The organism is Methanosarcina sediminis, assembly GCF_052056915.1.
In the GTDB taxonomy this organism is placed as follows: domain Archaea; phylum Halobacteriota; class Methanosarcinia; order Methanosarcinales; family Methanosarcinaceae; genus MTP4.
The window spans coordinates 3,907,952-3,921,036 of sequence record NZ_CP195119.1; the positions used below are offsets into that span (position 1 = coordinate 3,907,952).

At 43.4% G+C, this 13,085-nt stretch carries 7 protein-coding genes; 5 read left to right on the plus strand and 2 right to left on the minus strand.

From position 1 onward, the window contains the following. Positions 1–97: 97 nt before the first annotated feature. Entirely contained in the window at positions 98–4,117 is a 4,020-nt protein-coding gene (locus ACSAZK_RS17185) for a hypothetical protein (RefSeq protein ID WP_440955236.1), read from the minus strand. Between the two features lie 2 nt (positions 4,118–4,119). Then, a complete protein-coding gene (locus tag ACSAZK_RS17190) occupies positions 4,120–5,217 on the minus strand; it encodes an SIR2 family NAD-dependent protein deacylase (protein WP_440955237.1) in 1,098 nt (365 codons plus the stop codon). Between the two features lie 534 nt (positions 5,218–5,751). On the opposite strand from ACSAZK_RS17190, the gene ppsA reads away from it, so the two are divergent. The 5 genes from ppsA (at position 5,752) to cdhB (ending at position 12,955) form a co-directional block, all read left to right on the plus strand. After that, positions 5,752–8,160, plus strand: coding sequence for a phosphoenolpyruvate synthase (gene ppsA, locus ACSAZK_RS17195; protein WP_440955238.1), 2,409 nt, complete (start codon positions 5,752–5,754; stop codon positions 8,158–8,160). A 437-nt stretch (positions 8,161–8,597) separates the two neighbouring features. Further along, positions 8,598–8,738 (plus strand): hypothetical protein, encoded by a 141-nt coding sequence (locus ACSAZK_RS17200; protein WP_440955239.1) that lies wholly within the window; start codon positions 8,598–8,600, stop codon positions 8,736–8,738. A 508-nt stretch (positions 8,739–9,246) separates the two neighbouring features. Further along, positions 9,247–9,408, plus strand: coding sequence for a hypothetical protein (locus ACSAZK_RS17205; protein WP_440955240.1), 162 nt, complete (start codon positions 9,247–9,249; stop codon positions 9,406–9,408). Between the two features lie 530 nt (positions 9,409–9,938). After that, on the plus strand, positions 9,939–12,380 hold the full coding sequence (gene cdhA, locus ACSAZK_RS17210) for a CO dehydrogenase/acetyl-CoA synthase complex subunit alpha (protein ID WP_440955241.1): 2,442 nt from the start codon (positions 9,939–9,941) through the stop codon (positions 12,378–12,380). A 47-nt stretch (positions 12,381–12,427) separates the two neighbouring features. Continuing rightward, the gene (cdhB, locus tag ACSAZK_RS17215) at positions 12,428–12,955 is read left to right on the plus strand and encodes a CO dehydrogenase/acetyl-CoA synthase complex subunit epsilon (RefSeq protein ID WP_440955242.1); all 528 of its coding nucleotides are present in this window, start codon (positions 12,428–12,430) and stop codon (positions 12,953–12,955) included. The last annotated feature ends 130 nt before the right edge of the window (positions 12,956–13,085 follow it).

Consider the following 13,085-nt stretch of genomic DNA (forward strand, 5'->3'; position numbering starts at 1 on the left):
CATAAATCTGGGTTTGTGAATGTACTTTGGAATCACAGTATTAGCATTTATTTTGGAAAATGAAGTTTTACGATCATTTTTCTGAAGTTTTGGTTACTTATCTGAATATGTCATCAAGTTTCCAAATGAGTTTAAGTGCTTCTGGTGACCCCGATTTTGCAAAAATATCTAACAATTCTAGCAAATCTTTTGTAGAATCTTCATTTCTTATTTCGAATCTGTGATCTGCAAGAATAGTTTCTACTAGCCCTACAACATCTTTAATAGCTATTCTGTCAAGATTATAATTTGCAGCTTCACTTGACATAGCAACTTTTGTAGCGAGTTTCAATACGCCCTTTGGATCATATCTAAGAACACAATTAAGCAATTGCATAAAATAATGGGCTGTACTAGCCATCATTATATTTTCTTTTTCTGATGTATTTATTAACACATGGTCAAGTAATGGTTTTATATTTATATAAAAAATTTCTTTCTGTTTGTCAGACAGTGATTTTTCCTTTTTATTCCGCTTATTATTGGATGTATCAACAGCAAAATAGAGTCTTACTACTATCTCATCTATGATTTCATACATATCTTTTAATTTAGACTGAGTGTTTTCGTCCTTTTCAGAAATGTTTATTAATTCTCTTATTCCTCTTTTTACAGAATCAACTGTTTCTAACAAATAATTTATCGATCTTTTTGAAATTTCAGAATTGTCTGTTGAACTAAATGTTTGTGGTTTTACATAGGAAGTAATCGTATCAAAAGTGGCTCTTCTAAGTGGTACTGAATTCTTTATCGGCTCCTTTATGAGTCCATAATAAGTTTCTATAGCCCACTTATTTTCCCTTACTAATGCTAGCCATATTATCAAGGGAACAGTTTTTTCCATCAGATTACTATCTTGGTCTGCTAAGCTGATTCTATTGAGAAGTTTTTCAAGGACCTCAGTCGTTTTATTTTCTTCTGTTTTAACCACATTATAAAGGCTGTGGCACATAGACTGTAAAACTAGTTGGTTATTTTCATTATCCACTATGTTTTCGGTTAACTTCCAGAATTCGTCGGGGGCATTATCATAAATTCTGAAAAGTTCCCTTCCAATTAGGAATCGAACAGATGGAACCTTATCATTAGTTAGATCTTTAATTGCTTTTAATATTTCCTCGTCACGCTTAACTGCAGCTAACCTTGGAAGTCCTTGGGCGGCTTCTGTTCGTGGATATGGTGACCAACAGGGATAATTAAATTCAGAATCATACTTTGGATTTGGTTCTGGATGTGTATTTCTAGAGCATGTTAAGAGTATTTCACGGCAAAAATCAAAAATATATTCTGAATTTTTTGTATTTTTAGCCATGATTTTTGCACATGAAGCGAGTTTTGTCCATGCCGAATTCAAAACGTCTTCGTGAGCGTCAGATATTTCCTCAAGTAAAGTAGATAGTTGCTTAATGTCAAAATAAACTAATTCGATATCTTCTTTTTTTGGGGTTTTATTTTGCCATTCTGATATGAAATTATTTAATTTAGGAAAACAATTTCTTATTTTTTCGTTACTTGTATTTGATAAATCTACGCCCTGCTCTTCAAACCAATCATCTTCAGAACGTTTTCTTGAATATGATTTAAATTCACATAATGGTTTATTTTCTGGAATTTCATTACATTTTTTTATGTAATCAAGAATTTTTTTCCCCTCTTCTGTTTTTATTAATTCACGAGGTATTCTTGTTAATAAACGGTTTCTATCTTCTTCTAAATACTTACGATATAAATCATCTATTTCATCATTTGGAATATTCAATATACTTTCTTCAATTTGTTGAAGCTGTCTAGCTTTAAATTCTGTGGCTGCAGTCTGTAAGAATTCTCCAAATTCGTAAGTAGTATCATCATCTATTTGGACAGGTCTGGCAACACAGAGATCAAATATTAATGGAGCAAAGATTGTGGGATTTCGAGTAGCAGTTTTCAAAAGTGATTTCCAAAAAAACGCCACACGAGCATTATCTCTCAGTAAATCAATTATAGTCTCTAGCTCTGAATAATTTGTTTGTGAAAGTGATTTTTCGTAAATGAATTCAAACAGTGTTTCTGCCATCTTAGTTGGTTCACCACGTCGAGACCCGCCATTATCCCACCAAATATGGCTACAATCAGGAATATAATACGCTGATTTCCCTTTGAATTGGAATTTTTTAGAAATCTCTTCAAGTTTTTCTTCTTTATGATAAGGAAGTACATGTTTATCAATGATAAAGCAGTTCAAGCATTTAATCACAGTTTCCACAGCTAATAATGGCTTTGATTCAAGGAAATTGGGAAAATGTTCTATAAGCTGATGGTGACACATTTCAAAGTCTTGAGAACGTGTACTAGAAAGAGGCACAACAGGAGTGCCAAAATATGTAGGTTCCTTACTGTTTTCCTCGTGAGCTAATACTGTCAAATAAATCTCTGCTGTGAAAGTTGGGTCATAATATGTGATTCCTTCAATACTGTCAATTAATCTGAAAATGTAATTTATTGGAAAATTCTCTTCATTGATCAAATCTAGTACTTTTTTCAATAGATTTCTTGATTCTTGTGGGTTTGTACCAAATGTCTCTGCTACCAAGAATGTAGCCCAATTTCCACCAAGATTATTTATCCACTGGTTTGGATCACTTTCTCTTTCTTTCCAAACCCACTGAAGAAGACGTCTACTTATATTTCCACAAAGTTGAAAAACTACGTTTTTTTCTTCTTTTTCTGTTCGTCTAAGAATTTCTGACGTTAATATAGCTAAGTCCCAGGCAAATTCATTGTCTAAATGATCAACAATTTTATCCAGAAACTGCACCCATAGTTGATCTCTTTGGACATTCAAAGTGCGCAGTGCTTGTAGAAGGTATAGTATAGCTTTATTTGAATAGTGTTTTTCTTTTATAAGTGTGTCAACTAGAGGAATAAGTTGTTCTAACTCACGAGCTTCGTTTGCGATTACTGCTGTGGGTAAGAACCTTGAAAACAGGCGTAATTGAATATTCTCATTTGGCAAAATATACCAAAAAGCTTCCCAAAATAACTTCGGATCGGAATACCAAATTCTGGTAAAGTAATAAATTAAGCTCGGACGAAGGAATAAAGGTCTTGAAGGATCTTCTTCAATAAACTCAGTAAATCTCTCCGGTGAATCTTCCATTAATAGAACGCTCACCGCATAGTCAAACAATATATTATGTGCAAATACAACCCTTTGGCCAGTGGTTGAAGCATTTACTAAAACCTCTGAACTTAAAAGTAAATTCCAAGAAATATCAACAGGGTAAAAATCAGCTTTGCGTACAGATAAAGAGCGTCCTTCTACCATTTTTTGTGTTACTTGTGTAAGTAACATTTGTCTATTTTCACCGATAGTCCCATCCGTTACATTTCGTTTCCAAAATAGACCTAATAGTTGAACTTCTGAACTTATTGAACTTAACTCTGATATGTTTTGATTTCTTTCAAATAGTTTCTCTAAAATCCAAAGGTTAAAAGGATATCTAAGAAGTTCTTTAAAATCAGGAGAGAATATCTCAAATGAATCTGCAGGGTAAGAGATTGTTTCTAAAGCTTCAAGTATTTCATCATCTGTTAGTTTGGGAACTACAAAATGTCTGCAATGAATCTCTTCAGTTGCTGATTTTTTATTAGAATCGGGAAAAAGGTCAAGTAATTCTTCTGATTTTTTAGCGTCATAAGTTCTGACACTAACAATTACATTCCAAAATCCGTTCAAATTTCTAGTTGCTCGACGAATTAAGTTCATAAATACTCTTTGAGTTCTCTCGGAGCGAGCAGCATCAAAGGCATCGATTAGCAAGAGTCCCGTAGATTCAGGTTTATCCTTATTTTTGCTTCTCAGAAATTCAATAATATCAATATTAATGCCTATTTCCTTCTTAAGGTCTGATTCATTTTCAACCCCAAGCTTATCTACCGGCAAATAAAGAAATGGTAATTTCTGTTCACTCAATCGTGTTGCAAATTTTTTAATTATGTATGTCTTTCCAATGCCAGGTGAACCTACTACGATACCATTTCCTGAATAAGAAAATTCAGAAAATTTATTTAGTAGACTTTCACGTTGGATTTGCATTTTTAAAGCTCCAGCATTTTTTTGTTTATTTCATCGAGGTTGATGGAATCAACTTGTGAAACTTTCGAATTGAATTGATTTGAATCATTCCCCGTAGAAGAGTCTTGAAATATGTCCACCACTGTTGATAGTTCTTCATTATCATGGTATTGGATTTCATCATGAGAATCCGAATTATTTTCAATTAAATGTTCTATCTCAAATATTAAATTTTGAAGACCACGATGATCACAATTATGTGGGTAAAACAATGGAAAAACTCCCGCCAATTTAAGATTTTTTAATTTATCTTCTTCGTTGTCTTCATTAGATATTATTGCATAATGAATAGGGTCAGAATCAATATCAAAATCTTTCTTAACTATTTTTAGCATATTCATGAAAAACTCGTCACTCATGCTGAAACCTATAAAAACGAGAGGATGCGTTGCAAGCAATGACCAAATTACCTTACGATGGAATGTATGTAGTATTTGATCGTGTTCCACCTGTTGCCCATCTGGTTTTATTTCACCATAAGCTGTTAAATAATCATTTTTTGTTAAAATTATTTTTCTGGGATTCTCGAAGTATCCATGAAGATGTAAAATGGATTTTCGTACTTTACTTTTTGAAATAGATCGTAAAAAGTCCAAAACTTTATACTGATGGTCACGAGAGCATAAGTCTATTGATTCACACCAACCATAATTATCATATGCTGCCAACTCTAAAACATTATCATAATTGGTAGTGACTATACCTGAGAATCCTAACTTAAAAAGAGATTGATGAAATTTATCATAACCTTTTCCTTTTGGTTCAAATGTATTTTTTAGAAAGTTGTGATATATTTTTATTTTCCCTTCACATTCAAGTTGATTTTTAATTTTGCCAGCATGTGTTAGAGGATTTTCATTCTGATTATATTGCAGTGAAGGGGTCAATTTATTTAGTTCCTCAATTAATTTATACCATCCCGGGTAACCAACGATTCTACTGCTTCCTGCACCAACCATTAATATTGGGTTATCATTTTGTAATATAGATGTTAATCTCTCTAAGGGATCAATATCTATTTTTTGAGCCTCAGCCTCAGTTATAAATCTACTTCCATCCACATTTTCATCTCATATGCTGAACTGTCTAATAGTTCTAAATTATTAATACATTTATAGTTATCTCCTAGTAAATAACACATACAACTTAATTACATATTTTTAATCATATGATTTTAAGTGTTTTATCCCAAAAAGACATGGCTTTTTAAATTTAATATATCTGTGTTTCTCTTGTGTAGCCTGCTATTGAATTGTTTATATAAATGGTCAATGATTTTGGATGTGCGAAATCATTTAGGATACAACAAACCTCCCTTTCCTATTCCTCCCGCTGAAATATTATATTCAACTCAAAGGAAGTGTAGACTTCTGTACAACTAATTCTTTAAGATTAAGATCGACGAAAAGATGAATCATAATGAATAAAAAACCGCGCACACAGACTCGTGCAGAAACTTTACACATTCACATTTCTTCCGAATATTCCTTTAATAATTTCTCTCCTCCTTCCTTCTCCCCACTCTCCACTCCCCCCTCTCAACGCATAAATAAAATCAAGTCCATATTATAATTTCAAAGCACGGGGAAGGGAATATGCCGGAGACCAATTACATCCGCTGGTTCAGCGAAACCACGATAGACGACGTCCCGCTTGTGGGTGGGAAGAATGCATCGCTCGGGGAAATGTACAGGGAACTTACCGGACAGGGGATTAAGATCCCGAACGGGTTTTCGATTACTGCCGAGGCTTACTGGAAGCTGCTGGAGGCAGGGGGGATCCTGGAGAAGTTGGAGAAGGTTATGGAGGGGCTTGATACTTCGGACGTGGCTGAGCTTGCGAAGCGGGGGAAGGCTGCAAGGGACCTGATTCTGGAGGCGGGGGTTCCGGACGTGCTCTGGCAGGAGATTAAGGGGGCTTATGACGAGCTCTGTGAGGAGTACGGGGAAGAGACGGATGTGGCTGTGCGGAGTTCGGCAACGGCTGAGGACCTTCCAACGGCTTCTTTTGCGGGGCAGCAGGAGACTTACCTGAACATCCGGGGATATCCGGCGCTGAAGGATGCCTGCGTGCGCTGTTTTGCGTCGCTTTTTACGGACAGGGCTATCTCTTACCGGGTCACTCATGAGTTCGACCACTTCAAGGTGGCGCTTTCCATCGGGGTCATGAAGATGGTCAGGTCGGACCTGGCGGCGAGTGGGGTAATCTTTACGCTGGATACGGAGACCGGGTTCCCGGATGTTGTGTTTATCACTGGGTCCTACGGGCTTGGGGAGAACATTGTCCAGGGGCAGGTCAACCCTGACGAGTTTTACGTTTTCAAGCCCACATTCCGGGAGGGGTACAGGCCCATTATCCGGAAGAAGGTCGGGAGCAAGGAAATCAAGATGATCTACGGGCGCGGGGATTCCAAGGTCCTGACCCGGAACGTGGACGTCCCTGAAGTTGAGAAGATGCGCTTTTGCCTGAGTGATGACGAGGTCCTGAAGCTAGCTGAGTATGCGATTGCCATCGAGGACCATTACTCGAAGAAATCAGGGAAAGCCCGACCCATGGATATCGAATGGGCAAAAGACGGGACTACAGGCGAGCTTTTTATCGTGCAGGCAAGGCCCGAGACCGTCCAGTCCCAGCGGCGCAGAGACGTGCTTGAGACCTATGTCCTGGATGAGAAGGCTGAGGTGCTTGTCCGGGGGAGCAGCGTAGGGGACAAGATCGCAGCCGGGAAGGCGCATGTTGTCCCGGATATCTCGGTTTTGCCTTCCTTTAAGCCGGGGGAAGTCCTGATCGCGGATACCACGACCCCGGACTGGGAGCCTGTCATGAAAACGGCGGCTGCAATTGTTACGAACAAGGGCGGGCGGACCTGCCACGCTGCAATTGTGAGCCGGGAGCTCGGGATTCCTGCGGTGGTCGGGGCAGGGGACGCAACCGAAATTCTCGGCACGGGAAAGGAAATAACCGTGAGCTGTACGGGAGAAGAGGGGCTTGTCTATGCCGGCATCCTGCCTTTCCATGTGGACACCCTCAGTTTGAAAGACCTGGAACGGCCGAAGACCGAGGTCATGATGAACCTTGCAAACCCGGAAGAGGCTTTCAGCTTTTCCATGATCCCGAACGACGGGATCGGGCTTGCCCGGCTGGAGTTTATTATCAACAGCTACATCAAAATCCACCCCATGGCTCTTGTCCATCCCGAAAAGGTTGCGGACAAAAAAGTCCTGGAAGAACTCGAAAACCTGACCGGGGGCTTTGCCAGCAAGGAAGCGTATTTTGTCGAAAAACTGGCCGAAGGGGTCTCGACCATTGCTGCGGCTTTCTACCCGAAGCCCGTGGTGGTCCGCATGAGCGACTTCAAGACCAACGAGTACGCAAACCTCATCGGGGGGAGCTACTTCGAGATGGAGGAGAGCAACCCAATGATCGGCTTTCGGGGGGCTTCCCGCTACTTTGACGAACGCTACAGGGAAGGCTTTGCCCTGGAGTGTAGGGCCATGAAAAAGGTCAGGGACGAGATGGGCCTTACAAACCTTATCCTCATGATTCCCTTCTGCCGGACCCTGGAAGAGGGCAGGAAGGTGCTTGCCGAAATGGAGAAAAACGGGCTTGTGCGGGGAGAAAACGGGCTCCAGGTCTATGTCATGTGCGAGATTCCCAACAACGTCCTCCTCATCGATGAGTTCAGCGAACTCTTTGACGGCTTTTCCATAGGCTCCAATGACCTTACCCAGCTCACCCTGGGCGTGGACCGGGACTCCGAACTCCTGGCTGCCGAGTTTGACGAAAGGGACCCTGGCGTTATGCGGATGGTCTCCCTTGCCGTGCAGGGGGCAAAGCGAAACGGGAGGCACAGCGGGCTCTGCGGGCAGGCTCCCAGCGACTACCCTGAGTTTGCGGAGTTCCTGGTAAAAGAGGGGATCGATTCGATATCCCTGAACCCCGATTCCGTCATGAAGATCACCCTGAAAGTGCTGGAAACCGAAAAGGAGCTGGGACCGCGTTAAAAAGAGCATTTCCAATAATGCCAGCGTTAAAAAGAGATTTCCACTAAGGGCATTTCCACTAAGATCAGTTTAACTGAGATCAGTTTAACTGAGATCAGTTTAACTGAGATCAGTTTAACTGAGAGTAGTTCAAATCGGGAAAGTCCTCACTGTATCAAAAAATTATTTTTTTAGGAACAAAAAATATCTAAAAAGCGTTAAAATTTGTAAACAAATCTTTAACGGCTTCTAAATATCGGGGATTCATTAAATATTTTGCAAAGGTATTTAAGGGAATCCATCTATATAAATGTCTGAAAATATTCCAAAACTCTCACATTCCGAAACTCTCTATAACGGTTCCTGGGGGTTTATCGGGGATGTATTTTGTTCCAGAGTATCTCAATACCGGGCATCAGGGAAGTGTCCGGAAAGTCCTATAAAATGGAGGATTTGAAATGGGTAGTTTGAAATTTTGTCCTGAATGTCACTCTGAATTGAAAGAAGATCCCGGAAAAGATATCCAGTACTGCACCGTCTGCGGGTACTGGACCAGAAAAGGAAGCGCAAGGCTCGGGCCAATAATGATTTATGAGTAAGACAAAATACGCAAAGTGTACGCAAAGCACGTAAAACAGGCTGGCTTTTCAACCTGAGGGTGGGGGTTGAGAATGCTAAAAAACGCTTTTTGGAATTATTTTTTCAGGTCCGGAAAATGTGTTGCAACTTTGACACCTGTAATGCCTTCAAGTTTCTTAATCAATAATTTCTGGGGAAAATCTGTTTGAAATATAGTATTCTATGGATTTTCTATGGCATCCCTGGATAATCTATATGCGACGAGTGGTACTTATGGAGTCTGAATGTAAAATACGAGTTTGTCCAAAAGTGACAAATGAAAAATCCTCAAAAAAGCTTGAAAAAGCTGTAAAAAGGGGGGAAGATACACGGGATTGCTGAAAAAATGTCCGGAGTGTGACTCCGAGCTGAAGAACGACTGTTTCGGGGAATTCCAGTATTGCCAGGTCTGCGGCTGCTGGACAAGAATGGAAACAGCAAGATTTGAACCGATAATGATCTTTAATTAAAATACGGGAGAGATACAATATGCTTGGGTTTCCCGCAAAATGCAGCAGGTGTGGTACCTCACTAAAAAAGCAGGTACTCGGTTCGAATACGTTTTATTATTGCAGGAAATGCGGCTGTACCACGTCCGTATCCGCATCTTCCACGCTCTCCACAGCAACTGTTGGGCAGGTAAAAGCCTGATCTTAAAGGGTCCGAAGCGCTGAAGCAGCTAACAGCTAAAACTGGACAGCTAAAACTGGACAGCTAAAACTGGACAGCTAAAACTGGACAGCTAAAGTAACTAATATGTCCGAATGCATACCTCCAAAAGGACGTAATCACCTGAAGTGCCACGGCGGTTGATCGTGGTTTTTTATTTTTTTTAAAAAGGAACTATTAATTCGTAACTACACGAACTGCTTTTCGTTTCTGTTTTATTGGTTCAATCTGTTTTAATTTTTATATGTTAATCAACAGATTTATATTAATAAAGTAAATAATGGTGCTTGCCTTATTATCACTATAAATCGTGATAATTATTTCGGCAATTTTTATGAGATCAATGTTCATGAAAACGACATTCATGAAATCGACATTCGTGAACACAACATTCGTGAACACAACATTCGCGGGAACGATACTCATAAAATCCGTATTCATTAGAATGCTAACTTCATGTGAAGGTCCTACCTGGCTTGCTGGGCGCCGGAAGGACTCCAGAGGAGAAAACGATGAGTAAACTTAAGACCGGTACTTTTTCCGTTGAAAATCTGGAATCTCTCCAGATTACGATTAAGAGTATAGTGGGGGCGGCAGAGGACCTTTCGGGGATCACTGCCGAAAAGATGGGGCCAACTCCTAAGCCAGGAATGGCCGACCTCAGGGAGTGGGGCTTTAACCTGCTTGAGCGCTACGAACCTGTGCTCACTCCCATGTGTGACCAGTGCTGCTACTGCACATACGGCCCCTGTGACCTCGGGGGCAACAAAAGAGGTGCCTGCGGAATCGATATGAAGGGGCATACCGGCAGGGAGTTTTTCCTGCGGGTGATAACAGGGACAGCCTGCCATGCAGCCCACGGGAGACATCTCCTTGACCACCTGACCGAGACCATCGGGAGGGACTATCCGGTAGCTCCGGGGGCTTCGGACGTTATGACCCCGAACATCGAAATGATAACAGGGCTTTCCCCAAAGACCCTCGGGGACCTGCAGCACGCAATGGAGTATGTGGAAGAACAGCTTACCCAGCTCCTTGCAACCGTGCATGCCGGGCAGGAGAGTGCGGAAATCGACTATGACGCAAAAGCCCTCTTTTCAGGGCTGCTTGACCACGTGGGCATGGAAGTTTCCGATATCGCCCAGGTTTCCGGGTACGAGTTCCCGAAATCCGACCCGGACGCTCCCCTGGTGGAAATCGGGCTTGGAAGCATCGATTCTTCGAAACCGGTGCTGCTTGCCATCGGGCACAACGTTGCCGGTGTTACCTACATGATGGACTACATGGAAACGTACGGGCTTACGGACAAAGTCGAGCTTGTAGGGCTCTGCTGTACCGCCCTTGACATGACCAGGTACAAGGAAGCCGGAAGAAGGGAACCCTACGCAAAGGTCGTGGGTTCCATGGCAAAGGAACTCAAGATCATCCGGTCAGGGGTCCCGGATGTCATTGTTGTGGACGAGCAGTGCGTGAGAGGGGATATCGTAGCCGAAGCTTCAAAACTCCAGATCCCGGTTATCGCTTCCAACGAAAAGATCATGTACGGGCTTCCGAACCGCTCGAATGAGAGTGTGGATGCCGTCATAGAGGAGCTCAGGAGTGGAAAAGAAGCCGGGGCAGTCGTGCTCGACTACGAAAAGCTCGGGGAACTCGGGCCGAGGCTTGCCATGGAAATGGCTGCGGTCAGGAAAGCGGAGGGAATTTCCGGCCTTCCGGACGAAGAAGAGTTTGAAAAAGAACTTTCCCGCTGCACCCTCTGCGGGGAATGCCGGATTGCCTGCCCCGAGGAACTGGATATCCCGGAAGCCATGGAACTTGCCCGTGCCGGAGATCTTACGGCTCTCGAAGCCCTCCACGACCAGTGCATTGGCTGCGGCCGCTGTGAACAGGTCTGCAGAAAGCAGATCCCGATTCTCAGCATGATCGAAGCGGCTTCGAAGAAGGTCATAAGTGAGGAAAAAAGCCTTGTCAGGGCCGGCAGGGGTCAGGTTACGGATGCGGAAATCCGGGCTGAGGGCGTGAACCTTGTTATGGGCACTACCCCCGGCGTCGTTGCGATAATCGGCTGTCCGAACTATGGCGAGGGCAGCAAGGACGTCTATAACATCGCCGAAGAGTTCCTGAAAAGGAACTACATCGTGCTTGCCAGTGGCTGTGCGGCAATGGACCTTGGCATGTTCAAAGATGAGGAGGGAAAGAGCCTTTACGAACGCTTCTCCGGCAGGTTCGAGAGAGGCGGCTGCCTGAACATGGGTTCCTGTGTCTCGAACTCCCACATCACGGGTACCGCCGAGAAAGTGGCTGCGATCTTTGCCAGGAGGAACCTTGGAGGCAACCTTGAGGAGATTTCGGACTACATCCTGAACCGGGTTGGCGCGGTCGGCCTTGCCTGGGGAGCCTATTCCCAGAAAGCCGCTTCCATCGGGACCGGCTGCAACATGCTCGGGATCCCGGCTGTGCTCGGGCCCCACGGTTCCAAGTACAGGAGAGCTCTTATCGCAAAGCCCTACGCCGAGGAGAAGTGGGAAGTCTACGATGCCCGGAATGGGGAGAAAATGAAGATTCCCCCTGCCCCGGAGTTCCTGCTCATCACCGCAGAGAGCTGGCAGGAATCCGTCCCGATGCTTGCAAAAGCCTGCATCCGGCCTTCCGACAACAACATGGGACGGATGATCAAGCTTACTCACTACATCGAGCTTTCCGAAAAGTACCTGGGAATCCTTCCCTACGACTGGTGGAGGTTCGTCCGGACCGAAAGCGACCTTCCCCTCTCCCGCCGTGAAGAGTTCCTGAAACTCCTGGAATCCGAGCACGGCTGGAAGATTGACTGGGACAAAAAGAAGATCCTCTCTGGCCCTGAAACGAAGTTCGACGTCTCGGCCCAGCCTACCAACCTCAAAAGACTCTGCAAACAGCCGGGAGAAGCCGGACAGGCTTCGAAAGCTTCGGAATAAGCAAGGAGAGAGCAGGAGTGAGTAGGAGAGAGTAGGAGAGCTGAAAAATGGTCGACACGACAAAAAACACCAAAGTCTTCACGAGCTACGGGGTAACGACTTCCAGGACCGTAACCCCGGCAGTTGCAGCGAAGATGATCGCAAAAGCAAAGCGTCCCCTCCTTGTGGTGGGGACAGCCGCAGCCGAACAGGGGCTTCTGGAACGCATCATCGCAATTTCCAGAACCTTAAATCTTCCTATTGCAGCCACCGGGAGTTCAATGCCCGCTTTTGTGGGAAAGGACGTGGATGCCCGCTACATCAACCTCCACGCCCTGGGCTTTTACCTGCCCGATCCCGAATGGCCCGGCCTGGACGGCAACGGCAGCTATGATACCATCATAGTGCTTGCCCACAAAAAATATTACATCAACCAGGTGCTCTCAGGGCTCAGGAACTTCAGTTCCATAAAGACGATAGCGATAGACCGCAATTACATCCAGAACGCCTCGGTCTCCTTCGGGAACCTGGGCAAAAAAGAGCATCTCGAAGCCCTTGATGAACTTATAGGGCTTCTGGAAGCGGAAGCAAAGTAAAGAACAGGATCCGGGTATTTCCAGATTCGGATATTTTCGGATTCGGATATTTTCGGGAAGGGAAGTTTCTCCTCCTTCTTTCCTTCCTTTTCTTTATTTTTACCCAATTCTCTGTATCAAATTCTCTGTA